This is a genomic window from Nonomuraea sp. NPDC002799 (genome assembly GCF_053592075.1).
Genome location: NZ_JBSFVA010000001.1, coordinates 753,320 through 773,379, shown reverse-complemented (window position 1 = coordinate 773,379; position 20,060 = coordinate 753,320). Strand labels below are relative to the sequence as shown.

Sequence of the window (20,060 nt, the reverse complement as noted above, 5' to 3'; positions counted from 1 at the left end):
AGTTCTGAAGAGAAGGGGCGGTCCGCGGTGCTGCGGGGGCCGCGGACCGCCCGTTCCGGGATGGTCGTCAGGGCACGGTCACCGACTTGGTGACCGCGCCGGTGGCGCCCAGGTTGTCGGTGACGGTGAGCGTGACCGACTTGGCGCCGCCCGAGCTGTAGAAGTGCCGGATCGTGGTTCCGCTACCCGTGGAGCCGTCGCCAAACGTCCAGGCGTACGTGGCGATCGTGCCGTCCGGGTCGGCCGAGGACGAGCCGTTGAAGTCGCAGTAGCGCCAGATGAGCAGCAGGGTGCAGGTCTGGGTGAATCCGGCGGCAGGCGGCTGGTTGGCGCCCGCGCCGGTCGTCACCTGCTTGGTGACCGAGCCCGTCGCGCCCTGGTCGTCCGTCACGGTCAGGGTGACCGTGTACGTCCCCGCCGCCGCGTAGGTGTGCCCGTTCGTGGATCCCGTGCCGGTCAGGCCGTCGCCGAAGGTCCAGGCGTAGGAGGCGATCGAGCCGTCCGCGTCGGAGGAGGCCGTGCCGTCGAAGGAGCAGGCGAGCACGTTGCACGAGACCGTGTACGACGCCACCGGCGCCAGGTTCCCGCCACCGCCGCCCGGCGGGTAGCGCGTGGCGTCGTGCACGTCGAGCAGCGGCTCCTTGACGCCGTCGCCGGAGTCGTCGGTCCAGGCGGAGTTGCCCGTGGAGATCAGCGTGCTCCGCACGGCCAGCGCGCCCGCCCTGGTCGTCGGCTTGTTGGTGCCCGAGGTGAGGAGGCCGGCCGCGCCCGCCACGTGCGGGCTGGCCATCGAGGTGCCGCTGATCGTGTTGTAGCCGCCGTTCATCCAGGTCGAGTAGATGCAGGTGCCCGGCGCGGTGATCTCGACGGTGGCGCCGAAGTTGGAGTAGAACGCCGAGGTGTCGTCCAGGTCGGTCTCGCTGCGGCACGACAACGTGCTGCCGCCCGAGCCGCCCGGCAGGCCGTCGTTGTCGGTCAGCGCCGAGACGGTGACGACGTCGGCGTGGTTGGCGGGGAAGAACGTGGAGGTGTTCACGTGGTTGTTGCCGGCCGCCACGACGACCACGATGCCGGCGTTGACCGCGTTGGTGATCGCGGTGCTGATGGCGCTGCTGGAGCAGCCGTTGCAGCCCAGGCTCAGGTTGACGACCTCGATGGTCGAGGCGCGGGCCACCACCCAGTTGAGGCCGGCCGCGATGGCCGACAGGGTGCCCTGACCGGCCGAGTTGAGCACCTTCACGCCGTGGATGCGCGCGCCGGGCGCGACGCCGACCGGGCCGACGGTGTTGTCGAGGGCGCCGACGGTGCCCGCGACGTGGGAGCCGTGGCCGTTGTCGTCGGTGCCGGAGTCGTTCACGCAGGAGCCGGTCTGGCAGTTGGCCCGGGCGGCCACGTTCAGGTCGGGGTGGGTGTAGTCCACGCCCGTGTCGACGACCGCCACGTCCACGTCGATGCGCACGTCGTCGACGCCGTCGATGTCCAGGTTCGGGTTGGCGGGGCCGAAGATGCGCCGCACGCCCGTGGGCACGGTCTGCGGGAACGCGCTGACCTCGGCGTCCGCCTCGACGGTGAGCACGTTCGGGCTCTTCCTGAGCCGTTCGGCGGCGGCGCTGGTCAGGCGGGCGGTGTAGCCCTTGAAGGCGTGCTCGTACACGCCGACCAGCTCGCCGCCGACCTGGGAGACCTGGTCCTGCGCCGAGGTGCGGGGCGTCGCGCGGAGCAGCGGGTTGAGCTGGACGATGTACGTGCCGGTCTCGGCCGCCGCGAGGACGGGGAGCGGCGTCGCGCATAACGCCAAGGTGCTGACGAGTGCCGCGAGCAGGGGGATGCGTGGTCGCATGGCAGCGTGAGCCCTTTCCTGGGGGTTGGACGGGACCACTGAAAACATGAGCCAGAATCAGGCTCTGGGCCATACGTATCGACTACGTATTGCGACTACTTAGTTGCCTGCGCGAGGTGAGGCCGAGCTTGCGCAGCGCGTTCGCCACGTGCACCTCGACCGTGCGCGGCGACAGGAACAGGCTCTCGGCGATCTCCTTGTTCGTCAGCCCGCCCGCCGCCAGTCCGCTCACCTGCTTCTCCCTGGGCGACAGGGTGCCCTGGGGCTCGTTGGGCGCCTCGATCCTGCGGCTGATCCGGCGCCGGACGTTGGGGGTGATCGACTCGCGCAGGGCCTGCCTGGTCAGGGGCTGGCGCAGGCCGTACGCGCCGGGGGACCACTCGCGCAGCAGGCCGCGCCGGACCGCCTCGGCGAGCCCGCGCTCGCCCTGCTCGGGCGGCAGGCCCGCCACGCCGGTCAGCGCAGGCTGGGGCGCCGGCTCCTCCAGCATGGCCGCGGCCTGCACGATCCGGCGCGCGGCGGCCGGCAGGGCGTCCAGCTTGAGCCGTACGGCGTCGCGCAGCGCCGGCGGCGTGCCCGGCTCCCTGCCGTCGGCCAGCATGCGGGCCAGCTCCTCGATCGCGAGCGGCACGCCGCCGGTGAGCGGCCAGAGGTCGCCCGCGTCCGGCAGCAGGTGCTTGACCAGCAGCGCGGTCTCCTCAGCGCAGAGCGGCGCCAGGGCCAGCTCGGTGTGGTCGATGCGCGGCGGCAGGTGCGCGAGCAGCTCGGCGACCGGATGGCGCAGGTCCTCGCCACGGTAGGTGAGCACCAGGTTGACCGTGTCGGGCAGGCAGCGCACCAGGAACGCCAGCAGCTCCCTGGTGTCCTGATCGACCCAGTGCACGTCCTCCACGACCAGCGTGACCGGGCGCAGGGCGTCGAGCAGCGACAGGACGGCCCTGAACAGGCGGTGCCGCTCGACCTGGGCGTTGCCGAGCGCGGGCGGCGCGGGCGGGAGCAGGTGGGCGCACTCCGGCAGGAGCGGGCGGAGGGCGCCGGTGATCGGGTTCAGCCCGTTCGCCGGGCGCGCCTCGCGCAGCGCCTCGACGACCGGGCCGTACGGGAAGCGCATGGGGTGGCAGTTCCCCATGAGCAGGGGATGGCCGGTCAGCTCGTGCAGCAGGCGGGTCTTGCCGACGCCGGCCTCGCCCTCGATCAGGACGACGACCGGCGGGCGGGCGAGAGCGTCGGACAGGTGACGGAGTTCGTGCTCTCGACCCACGAAAGGCATGACACACCCGCCCGATCCCGACAACACAGTGTCAGTGGATTTTTCATTATTTGTGGGGGTGTGTCCATAGATGCTGTTATGACCGGAAGGGAATCCAGGCTTGCTCGGCCAGCGAGGTGGCGTCGTTGACCTGAGCGCCTTCGTACGAGATCGTCCAGATCCCGTCCCCGATGATCATCGAACGCTGGATGCCCGGCTGGTACTGCTGCCCGCGCGGCGCCGGGTGTTTGATCATGCCCAGCTTCGACACGCCCGAGTCGTCGATCTTGAGCACCAGCGCGCCCGACTCGGCCTCCTGGTAGAGCGGGATGACGGACAGGCCGGTCTTGGGCCAGTACAGGAACGCGTGCGGATCCCACTCGGCCACCGAGCCCGAGTCCTTCTGGAAGAACTGCGACAGCCGGCGCGGGCCGGCGGGGTCGCTGACGTCGAACAGCGAGATCTGCGTGCCGAGTGTCCTGCCCTGCTCGCCGGCCTCCTGGCCGATGCCGATCAGCTGGCCGTCGGTCGCGCCGGGATGCAGGTAGGCCGAGTAGCCGGTGATCTTCAGCTCGCCCGTCACCTTGGGCGCCGCCGGGTCACGCAGGTCCAGCGTGTAGAGCGGGTCCACCTGCTTGAAGGTGACGCAGTAACCGACCGGGCCGATGAACCTGACCGAGTAGATGCGCTCGCCCTCGCCCAGGCCGCCGACCTCGCCGGTCTTGGCCAGGGTGTCGGCCTTGAGCTCGTGGACGGTGCTGGAGCTGGACGTGCCGTCGTCGGAGGTGAGGGTGGTGGCGACGCGGAGGCTGCCCTCGTACTCGGAGAGCGAGTACTGGTTCAGCAGCCGGCCCTGGACCTTGCCGGAGGCGATGTAGACGGGCGCGCCGGGGCGGTCGATGCCGAAGCGGTGGATCTCCGTCTCCTCGGGCGGCGCCGTGGGGGTCGGGGCCGGGCTCGCCGACGCGCTCGCCGACGGGTTAGCCGACGGGCTCACCGACGGGCTCGGCTGGGCGGAGACGGACACGTCCGGGTCCGTTGGGGTGGGCTCGTCGGCCGGGGCCGCCGCGTTCGTCGAGGCCGGAGGGTCGTCGATGGGCAGCGGGCGCGGCTGGAACCACCAGCGCGGGTTGCTGGCCACGTACAGGCTGGCGCCGGTGCCGTAGACGATGTCGCCGTCGGCGGCCAGGCTGATCGGGTCGGTGCCGGCCGCGGTGACGCCCTGCGCCAGGTCGACGGTGTGCACGGTCAGCATCGAGGTGCCGGTGTAGTCGGCCGGGTGGCTGACCCGCTCGCACGCGACCGCGTCCTTCTTGACGGCTCCCGACGCGTCCGTGATCTCGACCGAGGGCAGCCAGTCGCCGACGGGGGCGCGCCGCACCACGGCCTCGTTCGCGGCGCGCTGCTGCTCCTCCGACATGCCCTCCTTGGCCTGCGGGAACTCGATGGCGGGATAGCTGCGGGTGACGATCCTGACCGTGGAGCCGACCATCCTGGCGTCGACGTACGTGCCCTGCGGCTTGATCGTGCTGAGGATCTTCGGCCGGCCGGCCAGGTCGACCAGCAGATATCTGGTGTCGCTCGGCGGGCCGATCATCCGCTTGTACATGATGTCCCCGCCGCGCATGAGCACCAGCGCGCGGTCGCCGGAGACCAGCAGGTCGGCGGGCGCCCCCGGGATGTCGCCGTCCGTGAGCTTGAGCGAGGAGGTCACCTTCCTGGTGGCCGTGTCGATGATCCGCAGGGTGCCGTCGGCGACCGTGATGACCCGGTTGCCGTCGGTCTTGACCAGGTCGGGCTCGTCCACGCCGGCCTCGTGCACGTTGGTCGTGGAGTGCTCGGGGGCCTCGGCCGTGCTCTTCGCCTGCGGGACGTTCGCCCTGGCGTCCTGCAGGTAGGCGATGGGCATGGCGTTGCCGAAGCCGTAGGCGGTGACGTTCGCGGCGGCGTGCTCGCGCAGGCCCGACAGCAGGTCGTCGCAACTGCTGTAGGAGATCAGGCGGACGGCCCCCAGGCTCAGCTTGGGCGGCGGCCCCGAGCCGCCTCCCGCCGAAGAGGTGCAGGCGGTCGCCACCGTCGCGAGTACCGCGGCGGTGACCGCCGTACGGATCAGCGTCTTCATGACCTCATTGACGGTTGTCCGGCGCGGATGGTTCAGGAGCCCCGGGTCGGGTTGATGGTGAAGGCCGGGCTGAAGTCGACGTCGTCCGGCACCTCCAGCAACTTGCGCAGGAGGTTGCCGTCGAAGTCGATGACCTGGACCTCGTCGTTGGGGCTGTTGTTCTGCTCCCAGCAGTAGAGGTGGCTCTCGTCGTAGAAGCCGAGCACCTTGTCGCAGTCGGAGGAGAACTTGTGCAGCCGGTCGCCGGACTCGGAGTCCCAGACGCAGTGGTCGCCGTCGCCGCCGTTCGGGCAGTTGGTGACGAACGCCTTGCCCGAGGGGGAGAAGATGTCCTGGGTGCCGGCCGACATCGTGCCGATGCCCGGCAGGGAGCGGGTGGCCTCGCCCCCGGTGTCGAAGAAACGCAGGCCCTGGTTCTTCTCGTCGCCGTAGACGTTGACCGCGCCCTCGTCGTCGCCGTCGAAGCCGAAGGCCGTCTCACGGATGGCGGTGTCCGAGACGTCGATCGTGGTGGCCTTGCTCGTGGCCACGTCCACGAGGACGAAGCCGAGGTACTTCCAGTTGGCTCCGGTCTTCTTCTCGACGTTGAGCAGGATCTTCGAGCCGTCCTTCGACCAGGCCCGGATGCTGCTGATCAGCGGCTCCTTGACGGTCTTGATGGTGACCCGGCCCTGGGTCCGCCGGTCGGTGATGACGATGAAGTCGTAGTCGTCGGAGCTGTACTTCCGGCCCCGGGTGGCCAGGTAGCGGCCGTCGGGCGAGACCAGCGACTCCCAGTTGGCGGCGTACTTCGTGAACGTGCCGCGCACGGAGCCCCTGGCGTAGTCGATCCAGTCCTTCTTGACCTTGTCGTAGATCTCGTAGGAGGTCAGGACGATGGCGTCCGCCGGGTTCTCGTAGAGGTGGATCGCGGCGCCGGGGAGTGACCGCTTGGTGCCCGTCTTCGGCACGGCGGCCACGGTGGCGGTGGGCGAGGGCGACGGCTTCGATGAGCTCCGCGTCGGGGAGGGGGTCGGGAGGGCCACCGACGCCTTGTCCATCTGGATGATCACGACCACGCCGGCGAGCAGCAACAACGCGATCCCCACCGCGATGCCGGCGATGAGCGGGGCCCGGCTCTTGCGCCGTGGCCGCTGGGTGTACATGCCCTGGTAGGGCGACTGCTGCCCGTAGGGGCCCGGCGGGTGCCACTGCTGCTGGACCGGTGGCTGCTGCTGGGAAGGCGGCCCGACGGGTCCCGAATGATGGGGGACCGGGCCCGAAGCAGGGCCGTACGGGCCGGACTGCGGCCCAGCCAGCGGCCCGGGTCGCGGCCCGGACTGTGGCCCGGACTGTGGCCCGGACTGTGGCCCGGACTGCGGCCCGGACTGCGGGCCGGGTTGCGGGGTGAACTGCTGGTGCCGGGGAGCCGCCTCGGCGGCGGCCTGCGCCAGCATGCCGGAGTTGGGGGCGGGATGTTGCAGCAGCCGCATGATCACCTGCTCGGCCGTGGGCCGCTGCGCCGGATCCTTGCTCAGGCAGGCGGCCACGACGTCACGTAACTGCCCGTCCAGCACGCCGAGGTCGGGATGCTGGCTGAGGACCCGGTTGATCACCGCGGGCATCGTGTCACTGCCGAACGGCGCCTTGCCGGAGGCCGCGAAGACCATGGTCCCGGCCCACGAGAACAGGTCGGCGGCGGGCCCCACGGTGTGGCCCATGATCTGCTCGGGCGGCATGTACGCCGGCGTCCCCACGACCATGCTGCTGATCGTCGAGGTGGCGTTCAGCGCGCGGGCGATGCCGAAGTCGATCACCCGGGGCCCGTCGGCGCCGATGATCACGTTGGCCGGCTTGAAGTCGCGGTGCACGATCCCGGCCTGGTGGATGGCGGCCAGCGCGGTGGCGGTGCCGATGGCCAGCCGGTGCAGCGTCGTGCCCGTGCGCGGCCCCTCCTCCTGCACGACGCGCTGCAGCGAGGGCCCCTCGATGTACTCGCTGACGATGTAGGGCCGGTCCTGCTCGACCCCGGTGCCCAGCACGGCGGCGGTGCAGAACGGCGCCACCTGCTGGGCCACCTGGACCTCGCGCAGGAACCGCTCGATGCTCACCCGGTCGCCCGCCTGGTCGGGCCGCAGCCACTTGACCGCCACACGGTTGTCCTGGCTGTCCGTGGCGAGGTAGACGACGCCCTGTCCGCCCTCGCCGAGCCGGCCGAGGAGATCCATGCCTCCCAGCCGCTGTGGATCTCCGGGGCGTAGCGGAGCGAAGGTTGCCATGAGGGGATTCTGGCCCTATGCCGCGCATCCGCAAAAACTACCCGTGGGTAGCCGGGCGGAATATCCTTCTGGCATGCAGGTGACGTCCAGCGGTAGGACACAGCACATCATCGCCCCCTTCACCGGCGAAAGCCTTGCTGAGCTGCCCATATCGGACGCAGAAGACGTCCGGCGGGCATACGAGAAGGCGCGGGCCGCCCAGATCGAGTGGGCGGCCAGATCCGCCGCCGAGCGGGCGCGGCCGTTCCTGCTCCTGCACGACGCGATCCTCGACCGGCGGGACGAGATCCTCGACATCGTCCAGAACGAGACGGGCAAGGCCCGCAGGCACGCCTTCGAAGAGGTGCTCGACGTCGCGGGCTGCGCCCTCTACTACGCCCGCCGCGCGCCGGAGCTGCTCGCCCCGCGCCGGCGTCGGGGGGCCTTCCCCGTCGTGACCCGGGTGGCGGAGCTGCGCCAGCCCAAAGGCGTGGTCGCGCTGATCACGCCGTGGAACTACCCGCTCTCGCTCGGGGCCACCGACGCGGTGCCCGCGCTGCTGGCCGGCAACGCCATCGTCCACAAACCGGACACGCAGACCGCGCTGTCCACGCTGTGGACCGTCGACCTGCTGGCCGAGCTGGGCATGCCGCGCGAGATCTGGCAGGTGGTGCTGGGCGAGCCGGCCGACATCGGCGACGCGCTGCTGGACCACGCCGACTACGTCGGCTTCACCGGCTCCACGCGCGGCGGCAGGAAGATCGCCGAGGAGGCGGCCAAGCGCCTCATCGGCTGCTCGCTGGAGCTCGGCGGCAAGAACCCGATGGTGGTGCTCGACGACGCCGACCTCGACGCCGCCGTCCCGGGCGCCGTCCGCGCCTGCTTCGTCAACGCCGGCCAGCTCTGCCTGTCGGTCGAGCGCCTGTACGTGCACGCGTCGTTGTTCGACGCGTTCGCCGAGCGCTTCGTCCGGCAGGTGACCGGCCTCAAACTCGGCGCGGGACACGACTGGTCGGTGCAGATGGGCTCGCTCACCTCACAGCGCCAGCTCGACGCCGTCCGCGCGCACGTGGACGACGCCGTGGCCAAGGGAGCCCGCGTCCTGGCCGGCGGCCGGACCCGGCCCGACCTGGGCCCGCTGTTCTACGAGCCGACCGTGCTGACCGGCGTCGGCGAGGACATGGACCTGTGCCGCGCCGAGACGTTCGGCCCGGTGGTGGCGCTCCATCCGTTCTCCTCCGACGACGAGGCGGTCGAGCTGGCCAACGACACCATCTACGGCCTCAACGCCTCCATCTGGAGCACCGACCTGCCGAGGGCCCGCCGGCTCGCCGCACGCGTCCGGGCCGGCACGGTCAACATCAACGAGGGGTACGCCTCCGCGTACGCCTCCTACGACGCCCCCATGGGCGGCATGAAGGCGTCCGGGCTCGGCCGCCGGCACGGGGTGGAGGGCCTGCTGCGTTACACCGAGGCCAAGACCGTGGCCGCGCAGTCGAGCAAGCTGGGCTTCGAGCCGCCGTTCGGGCTGGCGTACGAGAAATGGGCGGACACGCTGTCCGCCCTGCTGAAGACGATGCGGAGGCTGCGGCTCAGGTGAGTTTCGACGTGATCGTCATCGGATCGGGGTTCGGGGGCAGCGTGGCGGCGCTGCGGCTGACCGAGAAGGGGTACAAGGTCGGGGTGCTGGAGGCGGGCCGCCGCTTCGACGCGTCGACGCTGCCCGCCACGTCGTGGCAGGTCCGCGACTTCCTGTGGGCGCCGTGGCTGGGGCTCAAGGGCATCCAGCGCATCCACGTCCTGCGCGGCGAGCGTGGCACCGGCGTCATGGTGCTGGCGGGCGCCGGGGTCGGCGGCGGCTCCCTCGTGTACGCCAACACGCTCTACGAGCCGCTCGACCCCTTCTACGACGACCCGCAGTGGGCCGGCATCGCCGACTGGAAGGCCGAGCTGGCACCCCACTACGACCAGGCCAAACGCATGCTCGGCGCGGTCGTCAACCCCACCTTCACCCGGGCCGACGAGATCATGACCAGGGTCGCCGCCAAGATGGGCGTGGCCGACACCTTCCACCTGGCGCCGGTGGGCGTCTACTTCGGCGAGGACGGCGTCGACCCCTACTTCGGCGGAGCGGGCCCCGCCCGCCGGGGCTGCGTCGAATGCGGCGCCTGCATGACCGGCTGCCGCTACGGCGCCAAGAACATGCTGACCGAGAACTACCTGCACCTCGCTGAGCGCGCGGGCGCCCTCGTCTATCCGGAGAGCACGGTGACGTCCGTGCGCCCGCTGCCGTCCGGGGGTTACGAGGTGATCGCGCGCAAGACGGGCTCCGTACGCGCGCGCCGCTCGTTCACCGCCCGGCAGGTCGTCTTCGCGGCCGGCACGTACGGCACCCAGCGGCTGCTGCACAAGCTGCGCGGGGACGGCACGCTGCCCCGGTTGTCGGCCAGGCTCGGCACGCTGACCAGGACCAACTCCGAGGCGCTGCTCGGCTTCGAGCGGCCGTCCCGCGACGGCGAGAAGCTCAACGGCGGTGTGGCGATCACCTCCTCGATCCACCCCGACGCCGAGACCCACATCGAACCCGTCCGCTACGGCGACGGCTCCAACGCCATGGGCCTGCTGCGCACCCTGCTCGTGGACGGCGGCCAGTCGCGCCCGCGCGCGTTCGCCCGCGAGGTGGCCGCGCGACCGCTGCGCGCGCTGCGCCTGCTGGACCTGCGCCGCTGGTCGGAGCGGACGGTCATCGCCCTGGTGATGCAGGCCAAGGACAATTCGATCACCGTCCGCCGCACCCGCTGGGGTCTGCGCTCCGAGCGCGGCCACGGCGAGCCCAACCCGACCTGGATCCCCGCGGGCCACGAGGCGGTGCGCCACGCGGCGGAGGAGATCGGCGGGGTGGCCGGAGGGACGTGGCTGGACCTGTTCGACATCCCGACGACCGCCCACTTCCTCGGTGGTTGCGCCATCGGCGAGTCGTCCGAGACGGGGGTGATCGACCCCTACCAGCGCGTGTACGGCCACGCGGGGCTGCACGTCGTCGACGGCTCGGCCGTGTCGGCCAACCTGGGCGTGAACCCGTCGCTGACCATCACCGCCCAGGCCGAGCGGGCTTTGTCGTTCTGGCCCAACGCGGGCGACCCGGATCCGCGCCCGCCGGTGGGCTCCTCCTACGCCAGGCTCGCACCGGTGCCGCCGCGCAGCCCCGCCGTGCCGCCGCACGCGCCCGGAGCTCTGCGGCACACGCCGTAGCGGAATAAGCGGCCGTGCGGGGATGTCGGTTACCGTCATGAACATTCGTTATGTCGGAGGGCCGACGGCGGTGCTGGAGATCGGCGGGGTGCGCCTGCTGACCGATCCCACTTTCGACCCGCCCGGCGACTACCCGATCGGGAGCCGGGCGCTGAGCAAGACCTCGGGCCCCGCCGTCGACGCCGTGTCCATCGGCCCGGTCGACGCCGTGCTTCTCTCCCACGACCAGCATCCCGACAACCTCGACAAATCCGGCCGCGCTTACCTTTCGTCCGTGCCGCTGGTGTTGTCCACGGGGGCGGCGGCCGGCCGTCTGGGCGCGCCGGTGCGGGCGCTGCCCAACTGGACGTCCGTCGAGGTCGGCCCGTTGACGGTGACCGGGGTGCCGGCGCAGCATGGGCCCGACGGGAGTGAGCACCTGGTGGGGGAGGTCACCGGGTTCGTGCTCACGGGCGACGGGGTGCCGACCGTCTACGTCAGCGGTGACAACGCCTCGCTGGCCGTCGTGCGGGAGGTGGCCGAGCGGGTGGGGCCGGTGGACGTGGCGGTGTTGTTCGCCGGCGCGGCCAGGACACCGCTGGTGGACGGGAACCTGACGTTGTCCAGCGCGGACGCCGTCGTCGCCGCCGAGATCCTCGGGGCCCGGTACGTGGTGCCGCTGCACTTCGAGCACTGGGCGCATTTCACGCAAGGTCGGGAGACGGTGGAGAAGGCGTTCGAGGGGTTCGGGGACCGGTTGCGGCTGCCGGCACCTGGAGAGAGCACGCGGCTGCCCTGATCGGCCCGGGATCTCGGGCGGGCCGCCCCTCACACCCGCTGCAACCCGACCACCCGCAACATGTCGAGCATGGTCGCCTCGGGGGAGCCCGGTTCGGCCGAGTACACGAGCACGGTCTGGTGGCCGTGTTCGGCCAGGTGCGGGTCACCCACGCGTTCCTGCCGTTGCTCCGCAGGTCGGAACAGCCCCGTATCGTCATGGTCTCCAGCTCCCTCGCCTCGCTGACCCGTGGCGCCGACCCCGACCGCCCCGAGCACGGCTTCCTGAGCCTGGACTACGCCTCGTCGAAGGCGGCGCTCAACAGGATCGTCTCCCAGTACGCCCGGGCGCTGCCCGGGTTCAAGGTCAACGCCGCGGACCCGGGCGACCCCGCCACCGACATGAACCACCACACAGGTGTCCACACCGTCGCGGAAGGGGCCGATGCCATCATCAGCTTGGCCACATCGGACCCCGGCGGGCCGACGGGCGGCTTCTTCGGCAGCGACGGCCCCGTCCCCTGGTAGGAGTGAAGATGAGCAAGATCCTGACGATCGGCCTGCAGCCGAGCACGATCGACTACGCCAAGTACCCCGGACTCGACGAGGCCACGCTCACCGCACGGATCGAGCAGGGCGAAGCGGCGCTGCGCGCGGCGGGCCTCGACGTGGTGCCGTGCCAGGTCGGCACCGACCCGGACGCGGCGGAGAGGACCGTCCGCGAACGGCTGGCGGAGGGGCACTTCGGCGTGGCCATGATCGGGGCCGGGCTGCGCATGTCCCTTGAGCACACCGTCCTGTTCGAACGGCTGATCAACGTGCTGGCGGAGACGACCCCCGGCATCCGGTTCTGCTTCAACACCGCACCGGAAACGACGATCGACGCCATTCGCCGCTGGATCTGACCGGGACGAGCGGGTGATCAGGTCAGGGGGTGGCTGACCCAGACGTTCGGCTCCACGTAGACGGCGTGGTCGTGCGCCACGTCGCAGTGCACCGGGCTGAGCGCGCCGGCCACCTCGACCGCCCCCGTACGGTCGAACGGCAGGCCGGTCCACCCCCGCCATTCCGCCAGGGTCCCCGCCACCACCATCGAGCGCGGCGCCACCTTGACGATCTTCCCGCCCGCCCGTACGTGCACCCGCAACCAGGCGTCATGGGGCAGGCCGTCGGAGCGGGTCCTGAAGGCGTACTCCGTCATGGGGGTGTGCGGTTCGAGGTGCTTGCCGTTGGGCCGGACCGGCGCCACGAGCTCGCGGTAGCCGAGGCGGGTGGCGTGGTCGCGCATCGCCGCCAGCATGAGGGCGGACAACCCCTTGCCCTGCAGGTCCCGCCGGACGCTGATCTCCAGCGCCGAGACGGCGCCGGGCGTCGTGCCGCGCTGGCGGGCCAGCCAGCCGGACCGGACCACGCCGTCCCAGCCGTCGTCGGGCAGCTCGGGCCCGTTCGCCAGGTACGGCGTCATGCAGGCCCGCGCCGCCAGCCGCCCAGGCTCCGCCTCGTCGTCGGCCACGAGCACGTAGTCGGCGTAGGTCGTGGTGGCGATCGGATAGAACAGGTCGGCCATCGGATCCTGGAGCATGAACTCGGGCCAGGTGTCGTCCATGTCCCACAACCCCGACGCCAGCTCCGGACGCTCCGCGAGCGTGGTGATCTTCAGCTCCATGCCGGTCATCTTGGCATTCCGCGCCACCGCGCTGTGCACCATTCTCCGCTTAAGCGACGTGCGCTAGCGTCGGCGACATGACGGACCTTGACCCCAGACTGCGCGCCATCACCGATCTCATCGTGGCCGACGCGCGCGAGGGCGGCGGCAGGCACGAGTACGACGGCAGGATCCAGGACCTGTCGCCCGCCGGCGTACGGGAGGGCCTCGCGCGCCTCGGCGAGGGAGCCGCGCCGGCCGACCCGCACGACGCGGAGCACCAGCGGGTGTTCGAGCAGGCGCTGCGTTACCAGCTCGGCGAGCTGGCGCTGCACCGCAAGAACCCGCTGCTCCACCTCTCCAACCTCGACCTCGCCTGCTACGACCGCGACTACGGGCCCGAGGAGGAGCGCGCGGCGGCCAAGGCGGCCCACCTCGCGCTCTGGCCCGACGCCGTACACCACGCGATCGACTCCCTCGACGAGGTCACGGCTCCTGTCGCGCAGGCCCTGACCGGCGCCGTGAAGGGGTTGTCGACCGGCATCACGGACGAGACGGCGCTGCAGGCGCACGGCCGGCTCGTCGCCCACCTCGAACGCGCCGCCGCCGAGGGCGACCCCGACGCGGCGCTCGGCGGCGCGGCGCTGGCCGGGCTGATGGGCACGGCCGAGGGCCTGCCGGTGGACCTGGGCCGGCTGGCCGAGCAGGCCGACGCCGAGCGCGACCGGCTCATGGCGCTGCTCACGGAGTCCTGCGCCAAGCTGGGGGAGAGCGGACGGGCGCCGCTCGACGTCGTACGCGAGCTGGTCAAGGACCACCCCGACGCGGACGGCGTGATCGAGGCGGCCAGGGTCGGCACCGAGCGGGCCATCGCGTTCACGCGGGAGAAGGACCTCGTGCCCTACCACGACGGAGCGTGCCGGGTCGGCCCTGCTCCCGAGTCGCGCCGCTGGGCGCTGGCCATGATGTCGTGGAACGCGCCAGGCGAGACCGAAGGCCCCTCCTGGTACCACATCACGCCGCCCGACCCCTCCTGGCCGGCGGAGGAGCAGGAGGAATGGCTGGAGGTCTTCAGCCAGACGACGCTACCCGCGGTGAACGTCCACGAGGTGGCCCCCGGGCACTTCTCCCACGGCCGCGCGCTGCGCCGGGCGTCGTCGGACGTGCGGCGGCTGCTGCAGTCCATGGCGTTCATCGAGGGGTGGGCGCACTACGCCGAGGAGCTCTGCGTCGAGGAGGGGTTCGCGCCCGGCGATCCGCGGTTCGAGATCGGCGTGTGGGTGGAGGGTCTCGTCCGGGTGACGCGGCTGGCCTGCGCTATCGGGGTGCACACCGGGGCGATGACGGTCGAGGAGGGCGCCAGGCGCTTCGAGTCCGACACGCACATCGCCGGGCCGGCGGCGCTGTCGGAGGCGCGGCGGGCCACGTTCGATCCGACGTACGGGCGGTACACCTGGGGCAAGCTGGCCATCATGGACCTGCGCGAACGGGCCCGCAAGGAGTGGGGCGCGGGCTTCAGCCTGCGGCGTTTCCACACGGCGCTGTTCGACCTCGGGGCGCCGCCTCTGGGGCTGATCGACGGCGCCCTCTAGCGCCCGCAGGCACCCGGGCGGCATTCTGGAGCGTCCGGGGCCGCCCGTGTGGTTCGCGGCCACTGAGCCCGGTGGGGCATGGGAGGTGCGTCGGTGCGTGAGCTCTCCGGCAAGGTCGCCGTGGTGACGGGTGCGGCGAGCGGGATCGGGCGGGCGCTGGCGCTCAGGTTCGCGGCCGAGGGCATGGTGCTCATGCTCGCCGACGTCGATCCGGACGGCCTCGCCAGGACGGCGGCACTGGCCCGCGACGCCGGGGCACCCACGCCGCTCACCGGCGATCGGGTGCGCACGCAGATCACCGACGTCGCCGACGCGAGTGCCGTCCGGCACCTGGCCAACCGCTGCTTCGGCGAGCTCGGCGCCGTACACGTGCTCTGCAACAACGCCGGCGTCTTCCAGGGCGGCCACATGTGGACGCGCGACGAGGAGGACTTCTCCTGGCTGCTCGGCGCGAACCTGTGGGGCGTGCTGCACGGCATCCGCGAGTTCGTGCCCCGGATGATCGAGCAGGACACCGAGGGGCACATCGTCAACACGGTGTCGGTGGCCGGGCTGTTCGCGGTGCCGGGGGCGGGTGCGTACGCGGTGACCAAACACGCCGCGCTGGCCGCCTCCCAAGCGCTCGCTCAGGACCTGTCGGCCGCCGGAGCGCGGCTCCGCGTCACCGCGCTCTGCCCCGGCGCGGTCAGGACCCGCATCGGCGACTCCGCCCGCGTACGCCCCGCCGGCCCGGCCGCCGCCCCCACCCAGGATGAGCTGGCCGCGCTGGAGTCCGTCAGCAGGTCGGCCGAGCACGGCATCGAGCCCGCAGAGGTGGCCGACCTGGTCGTGACGGCCATCCACGAGGAGCGGTTCCTGGTCCTGACCGACGACAAGTACGCCGCGCGGCTGCGCCGCCAGACCGAGGCCCTGCTCTCCGGCGAGTTGCCGTCCTACCAGTGACGATCGTGGGCCAGCATCCGCACCACCGTGCCGCTGTGTGGCCGGACCAGCAGGCGTACGGAGTCGCCTGGCAGCACGTCCTGATACAACCCCTGCTTCACCGAGAACGCGGTGGCCTTGTCCGAGCTGCCGTCGTGCAGCGCGATGTAGTAGTGCCAGGAGCCGGACTCGGCGTCGGCCCAGCGCTTGACGACGTGCCCGGTGACCTCCTGGCGATCAGGCCCTCCGGCGGACGTCGCGGCGGGCTCGACCGCCTCGCCTCGCCACCCGCTGCCCGTGAAGATCCACTCTTCCTGCCGGCCGGCCGGCGCCGCGCCGGGCCCGGCGACCTCCCGCCCGGCGGGCGTCAGCAGGAACCCCCGGCCGCCCATGAGCAGCCCCGTTCCCGCCACGAACGACACCATCGTCGCGATCATCCCGGGCCACGACAGGCCGGCCAGGGAGACGGTGACGTACCAGGGCACGGCCAGCGCGACGGCGAGCAGCACGGGAACGGCCATGGTCGGCCAGCGCCGCCTGGCCAGGCCCAGGTCGATGGCGTGCTGCTGGACGAGGGGGAGGAAACCACGTTCGAGCTCGGACCCTGGCGGCATGAGGTCGATCACGAGGGTGGACGGGGCGCCCGCCATGAGGGCGGTCACCCGTTCCAGAGCCCATCGCTCGTACGGCAGGAGCGGCTCGCCCGGCGGCGCGCCCGGCGCCACGTGGTCGCCGTCGACCCTCACCCAGCCGCGTCCGCCCAGCTCGAACAGCGCCGAATGGAACACCTCCTGCGCCCGCATCCCGCGTAAGAGCTGGACCACCGGCGCGGGCGCCTCCTCTGTCCCCGAGGGGCCGTCGCGGAGGGACGCCTTGAAAGCGCCGACCAGCGCGGTGACCCACAGGGCCCACGCCGCCGCCGGCCAGACAAGATCCATCTCTCTGTGTTAGCACGAGTGCCGGGTGCCAGGCCAGGCATAATGCGTAAGCCCGATACACTGAGTGCACCGCATTTCGCCTTTGGGGGGTTCTCACGGTGTCTGAATTCGACACAGTGCTGGTGGTCGACTTCGGCGCACAGTACGCGCAGCTCATCGCCAGGCGGGTGCGCGAGTGCCACGTCTACTCCGAGATCGTTCCGTCGACGATGCCGGTCGAGGAGATGATGGCCAAGAAGCCTAAAGCGATCATCCTGTCCGGTGGCCCGTCCTCGGTCTACGCCGACGGGGCGCCGCCGGTGCCGCACGGCCTGTTCGCCACGGGCGTGCCCACGTTCGGCATCTGCTACGGCTTCCAGGCCATGGCCCAGGCGCTGGGCGGCGAGGTGGCCCGCACCGGCATCGCCGAGTTCGGCGGCACCGCGCTGACGGTGCTCGACGAGGGCATCATCTTCGCCGGTCTGCCGGCCGCCCAGACGGTCTGGATGTCCCACGGCGACAGCGTCGCGGCCGCCCCTGAGGGCTTCAGGGTGACCGCCTCGACGAGCGAGACGCCGGTCGCCGCCTTCGAGCACGAGGAGCGCGGCCTCTACGGCGTGCAGTTCCATCCGGAGGTGCTCCACTCCGAGCACGGGCAGGCGGTGCTCAGGCACTTCCTCGACGCGGCGGGCTGCCGCCCCACGTGGACCATGCTCAACATCGTCGAAGACTCCGTCGAGGCCGTGCGCCGGCAGGTCGGCGACGGCCGGGCCATCTGCGCGCTGTCGGGCGGCGTCGACTCCGCGGTGGCCGCCGCGATCGTCCAGCGCGCCATCGGCGACCGGCTGACCTGCGTCTTCGTCGACCACGGCCTCCTGCGCAAGGGCGAGGCCGAGCAGGTCGAGCGCGACTTCGTCGCCGCCACCGGCGTCAAGCTGCGCGTCGTCGACGCCGCCGACCGCTTCCTGAAGGCCCTCGACGGCGTCTCGGACCCGGAGGAGAAGCGCAAGATCATCGGGCGCGAGTTCATCCGCGTCTTCGAGGACGAGCAGCGCGCCATCATGGCCGACGGCCCCGTCGACTTCCTGGTCCAGGGCACCCTTTACCCCGACGTGGTCGAGTCGGGCGGAGGCGCCGGCACCGCCAACATCAAGTCCCACCACAACGTCGGCGGCCTCCCGGAGGACCTGCAGTTCAAGCTCGTGGAGCCGCTGCGGACGCTGTTCAAGGACGAGGTGCGGCGCGCGGGCGAGGAGCTCGGGCTGCCCGCCGCGATGGTCTGGCGCCAGCCGTTCCCCGGCCCCGGCCTGGCCATCCGCATCGTCGGCGAGGTGACGCGCGAGCGGCTGTCCCTGCTGCGCGAGGCCGACGCCATCGCCCGCGAGGAGCTCTCGCGGGCCGGCCTGGACCGGCAGATCTGGCAGTGCCCGGTGGTGCTCCTGGCCGACGTCCGGTCGGTGGGCGTGCAGGGCGACGGCCGCACGTACGGCCATCCGGTGGTGCTGCGGCCGGTGACGTCGGAGGACGCGATGACGGCCGACTGGTCGCGGGTGCCCTACGACGTGCTGGCCCGCATCTCCACCCGCATCACCAACGAGGTCCGCGAGGTCAACCGCGTCGTCCTCGACGTGACCAGCAAGCCCCCGGGCACCATCGAGTGGGAGTAACCCTCCTTTTCGCACAAAGGCCCGCGCCGGTCGCCCTCCTGGGGCTCCGCGCGGGCCTTTCGCGGCTCTCATGCCATTCGGTACGGCGGAGCCAACGTCACACCACCCGCCGCACGTGGCACAGGGCCTCCAGGAAGACGCCCGCTGACCCGCACACAGCACCCACCGCAACGGCGCCCTCTTGACCTCCATAGTGGTTGAACGCTGCCTGTCAGGGGTGCGCGCTTCCCGGTAAAAAAGTGGGAATCAACGATGGGCACGCCTGTTCGATGCGAAGGGTGACGCGGGACCTGCGGGGACACTACTGTGTGGGTGTGGGCCGTCTGGATGACAGGGAGCGCGCCGCCATGGTGGCGCTACTTCGTCGTATCTCGACCGAAAAGGGCGAGCGTGAGCTCGTTCAGCAGCTCACCGACGACGCCACGGCCGTGACATTGCTGAGCCGACGCCTCGCCCCCGTCGATCTGTTCTCCGATCCGGTAGAGGAAGCGATAACCGAAGCCGGAGCGGAGATAGCCTCCTGGGAGCGGAGCGGAATCCACGTCCTCACCCTGGGAGACGACCATTACCCGCACCGGCTGCGGGACGTGTTCGACCGACCCCCTCTGCTGTTCGCCCGGGGCATTCTCCTCGCGGATGACGACGGGGTCGCGGTGGTCGGTTCTCGGCAGGTCTCCCCAGCGGGCCGGTCAATAGCGGCTGAGCTGGCCAGGGGGCTCGTCGAGCGCGATCTCACAGTGGTGTCGGGCCTGGCCGCCGGTGTCGACACTGCCGCGCACCGTGCGGCGCTCGGAGCAGGTGGCCGGACAGTGGCCGTCATCGGCACCGGCATCCGTAAACACTTTCCTCCGGAGAATCGGGATCTCCATCAAGAAGTAGCCGAGCAAGGTGCCGTGCTGTCGCAGTTCTGGCCGGACAGGGCGCCGGACAAGACGACGTTCCCACTGCGCAACGGCACGATGTCGGGCTACAGCCTGGCGACGATCATCGTAGAGGCCAATGAGCGAAGCGGGACACGCATCCAGGCACGCAAGGCCGTGGAACACGGCCGACCGGTGATCTTGATGCAGTCGGTGCTCGACCGCACGCAGTGGGGACGTGTCACGGCCGGCAAACCCGACGTCCATGTGGCCCGCGACACCCAAGAGGCGATGGCGATCGTGGACGACCTTCTAGACCGTCCCAGACAGCTAGAGCGTTTCCTCTCCATGGCTGGCTGAGCTCCAACGACAGGGAAACGCCCGCTCACCCAAGGTGGGTGATGAAGCCGACGAGATCAGGGCGGGCGGGTAGCCTCGGCTGATGGCGAAGATCCTGATCACGGGGATGTCGGGCACCGGCAAGTCCACGGCCTTAGGGATGCTGGCGGCCCGGGGTCATCGCACCGTCGATACGGACACCGACCAGTGGAGTCACTGGATGACCCTGCCGGACGGGTCCGCTGATTGGGTGTGGCGGGAGCCGGCCATCAGCGACCTACTCGCCCAACACTGTGAAGGCGCCCTTTTCGTGGCCGGCTGCAAGTCCAATCAGGGCCGGTTCTACCCGCAGTTCGACCACGTCGTCCTGCTCAGCGCTCCCGCTGAGATCATGCTCGCCCGCATCGCGACGCGAACCAACAACCCCTTCGGCCAGCGCCCTGAGGAACGTGCGGCCATCCTGCGTGACCTTGCCAACGTGGAGCCGCTGCTCAGGGCCACCTCCACTGTCGAGATCGACGCATGTGCGCCAGTCGACAAGGTGGTCCAGCAGCTTGAGGAACTGGCACAAACGACGCCTGATCAAGGGGTGTAGCCCGCGAGCGCTATGACGGTCGCCAGAGCAGTGAGCACCGGTGATGGCGCGTAGGCGTACGGTCGCCG

At 71.1% G+C, this 20,060-nt stretch carries 17 protein-coding genes; 10 read left to right on the top strand and 7 right to left on the bottom strand.

Annotation, left to right across the window (positions count from 1 at the left end; translation table 11 throughout):
• Nucleotides 1–67 precede the first annotated feature (67 nt).
• The 4 genes from ACWD0F_RS03435 to ACWD0F_RS03420 form a co-directional block, all read right to left on the bottom strand.
• Nucleotides 68–1,840 (bottom strand): S8 family serine peptidase, encoded by a 1,773-nt coding sequence (locus ACWD0F_RS03435; RefSeq protein WP_449872292.1) that lies wholly within the window; start codon nucleotides 1,838–1,840, stop codon nucleotides 68–70.
• Nucleotides 1,841–1,922: 82 nt separating this feature from the next.
• Nucleotides 1,923–3,101 carry a helix-turn-helix transcriptional regulator gene (locus ACWD0F_RS03430; protein ID WP_449872291.1) on the bottom strand — a complete coding sequence of 393 codons (1,179 nt, stop codon included), beginning with the start codon at nucleotides 3,099–3,101 and terminating at the stop codon, nucleotides 1,923–1,925.
• Nucleotides 3,102–3,186: 85 nt separating this feature from the next.
• Nucleotides 3,187–5,211, bottom strand: coding sequence for a beta-propeller domain-containing protein (locus tag ACWD0F_RS03425; protein WP_449872290.1), 2,025 nt, complete (start codon nucleotides 5,209–5,211; stop codon nucleotides 3,187–3,189).
• A gap of 32 nt (nucleotides 5,212–5,243) precedes the next feature.
• Nucleotides 5,244–7,469, bottom strand: a complete 2,226-nt coding sequence (locus ACWD0F_RS03420; protein WP_449872289.1) for a protein kinase domain-containing protein — start codon at nucleotides 7,467–7,469, stop codon at nucleotides 5,244–5,246.
• Nucleotides 7,470–7,542: 73 nt separating this feature from the next.
• On the opposite strand from ACWD0F_RS03420, the gene ACWD0F_RS03415 reads away from it, so the two are divergent.
• From ACWD0F_RS03415 to ACWD0F_RS03405, 3 genes are read left to right on the top strand one after another with little or no spacing between them, the layout of a single operon-like run.
• Nucleotides 7,543–9,048, top strand: coding sequence for a succinic semialdehyde dehydrogenase (locus ACWD0F_RS03415; RefSeq protein WP_449872288.1), 1,506 nt, complete (start codon nucleotides 7,543–7,545; stop codon nucleotides 9,046–9,048).
• Complete coding sequence (locus ACWD0F_RS03410; protein WP_449872287.1) at nucleotides 8,991–10,700, top strand: FAD-dependent oxidoreductase; 1,710 nt, start codon at nucleotides 8,991–8,993, stop codon at nucleotides 10,698–10,700. Before ACWD0F_RS03415 ends, ACWD0F_RS03410 begins: the two co-directional genes overlap by 58 nt.
• A gap of 37 nt (nucleotides 10,701–10,737) precedes the next feature.
• On the top strand, nucleotides 10,738–11,478 hold the full coding sequence (locus ACWD0F_RS03405; protein WP_449872286.1) for an MBL fold metallo-hydrolase: 741 nt from the start codon (nucleotides 10,738–10,740) through the stop codon (nucleotides 11,476–11,478).
• 29 nt (nucleotides 11,479–11,507) lie between these two features.
• Here ACWD0F_RS03405 and ACWD0F_RS03400 read toward each other — a convergent pair whose 3' ends face one another.
• A complete protein-coding gene (locus ACWD0F_RS03400; RefSeq protein ID WP_449872285.1) occupies nucleotides 11,508–11,630 on the bottom strand; it encodes a hypothetical protein in 123 nt (40 codons plus the stop codon).
• Here ACWD0F_RS03400 and ACWD0F_RS03395 point away from each other — a divergent pair.
• Together ACWD0F_RS03395 and ACWD0F_RS03390 are read left to right on the top strand one after the other, a co-directional pair.
• The gene (locus ACWD0F_RS03395; protein WP_449872284.1) at nucleotides 11,598–11,984 is read left to right on the top strand and encodes an SDR family NAD(P)-dependent oxidoreductase; all 387 of its coding nucleotides are present in this window, start codon (nucleotides 11,598–11,600) and stop codon (nucleotides 11,982–11,984) included. The genes ACWD0F_RS03400 and ACWD0F_RS03395 overlap by 33 nt on opposite strands.
• Before the next feature lie 8 nt (nucleotides 11,985–11,992).
• A complete protein-coding gene (locus ACWD0F_RS03390) occupies nucleotides 11,993–12,361 on the top strand; it encodes a hypothetical protein (RefSeq protein ID WP_449872283.1) in 369 nt (122 codons plus the stop codon).
• A gap of 17 nt (nucleotides 12,362–12,378) precedes the next feature.
• Here the strand turns inward: ACWD0F_RS03390 and ACWD0F_RS03385 are convergent, their stop codons facing one another.
• A complete protein-coding gene (locus ACWD0F_RS03385) occupies nucleotides 12,379–13,122 on the bottom strand; it encodes an N-acetyltransferase (RefSeq protein WP_449872282.1) in 744 nt (247 codons plus the stop codon).
• A gap of 77 nt (nucleotides 13,123–13,199) precedes the next feature.
• Between ACWD0F_RS03385 and ACWD0F_RS03380 the strand changes: the two genes are divergently transcribed.
• Nucleotides 13,200–14,693 (top strand): DUF885 family protein, encoded by a 1,494-nt coding sequence (locus ACWD0F_RS03380; RefSeq protein WP_449872281.1) that lies wholly within the window; start codon nucleotides 13,200–13,202, stop codon nucleotides 14,691–14,693.
• A 93-nt stretch (nucleotides 14,694–14,786) separates the two neighbouring features.
• A complete protein-coding gene (locus ACWD0F_RS03375; protein ID WP_449872280.1) occupies nucleotides 14,787–15,635 on the top strand; it encodes an SDR family NAD(P)-dependent oxidoreductase in 849 nt (282 codons plus the stop codon).
• Here the strand turns inward: ACWD0F_RS03375 and ACWD0F_RS03370 are convergent.
• Nucleotides 15,626–16,552, bottom strand: coding sequence for a hypothetical protein (locus ACWD0F_RS03370; RefSeq protein ID WP_449872279.1), 927 nt, complete (start codon nucleotides 16,550–16,552; stop codon nucleotides 15,626–15,628). The genes ACWD0F_RS03375 and ACWD0F_RS03370 overlap by 10 nt on opposite strands.
• 98 nt (nucleotides 16,553–16,650) lie before the next feature.
• Between ACWD0F_RS03370 and guaA the strand changes: the two genes are divergently transcribed.
• The 3 genes from guaA to ACWD0F_RS03355 all read left to right on the top strand — a co-directional run bounded on the left by guaA (nucleotide 16,651) and on the right by ACWD0F_RS03355 (nucleotide 19,992).
• The gene (gene guaA, locus ACWD0F_RS03365; RefSeq protein ID WP_449872278.1) at nucleotides 16,651–18,198 is read left to right on the top strand and encodes a glutamine-hydrolyzing GMP synthase; all 1,548 of its coding nucleotides are present in this window, start codon (nucleotides 16,651–16,653) and stop codon (nucleotides 18,196–18,198) included.
• A 314-nt stretch (nucleotides 18,199–18,512) separates the two neighbouring features.
• Nucleotides 18,513–19,418 (top strand): DNA-processing protein DprA, encoded by a 906-nt coding sequence (locus tag ACWD0F_RS03360; protein ID WP_449872277.1) that lies wholly within the window; start codon nucleotides 18,513–18,515, stop codon nucleotides 19,416–19,418.
• Nucleotides 19,419–19,500: 82 nt separating this feature from the next.
• Entirely contained in the window at nucleotides 19,501–19,992 is a 492-nt protein-coding gene (locus ACWD0F_RS03355) for an AAA family ATPase (protein WP_449872276.1), read from the top strand.
• The last annotated feature ends 68 nt before the right edge of the window (nucleotides 19,993–20,060 follow it).

Bases quoted from the DNA above. Each gene is read 5' to 3' on its own strand.
- ACWD0F_RS03435 (WP_449872292.1), bottom strand. From the start codon at position 1,840: ATGCGACCACGCATCCCCCTGCTCGCGGCACTCGTCAGCACCTTGGCG.
- ACWD0F_RS03425 (WP_449872290.1), bottom strand. From the start codon at position 5,211: ATGAAGACGCTGATCCGTACGGCGGTCACCGCCGCGGTACTCGCGACG.
- ACWD0F_RS03420 (WP_449872289.1), bottom strand. From the start codon at position 7,469: ATGGCAACCTTCGCTCCGCTACGCCCCGGAGATCCACAGCGGCTGGGA.
- ACWD0F_RS03415 (WP_449872288.1), top strand. From the start codon at position 7,543: ATGCAGGTGACGTCCAGCGGTAGGACACAGCACATCATCGCCCCCTTC.
- ACWD0F_RS03410 (WP_449872287.1), top strand. From the start codon at position 8,991: ATGGGCGGACACGCTGTCCGCCCTGCTGAAGACGATGCGGAGGCTGCG.
- ACWD0F_RS03405 (WP_449872286.1), top strand. From the start codon at position 10,738: ATGAACATTCGTTATGTCGGAGGGCCGACGGCGGTGCTGGAGATCGGC.
- ACWD0F_RS03390 (WP_449872283.1), top strand. From the start codon at position 11,993: ATGAGCAAGATCCTGACGATCGGCCTGCAGCCGAGCACGATCGACTAC.
- ACWD0F_RS03385 (WP_449872282.1), bottom strand. From the start codon at position 13,122: ATGGAGCTGAAGATCACCACGCTCGCGGAGCGTCCGGAGCTGGCGTCG.
- ACWD0F_RS03380 (WP_449872281.1), top strand. From the start codon at position 13,200: ATGACGGACCTTGACCCCAGACTGCGCGCCATCACCGATCTCATCGTG.
- ACWD0F_RS03370 (WP_449872279.1), bottom strand. From the start codon at position 16,552: ATGGATCTTGTCTGGCCGGCGGCGGCGTGGGCCCTGTGGGTCACCGCG.
- ACWD0F_RS03355 (WP_449872276.1), top strand. From the start codon at position 19,501: ATGGCGAAGATCCTGATCACGGGGATGTCGGGCACCGGCAAGTCCACG.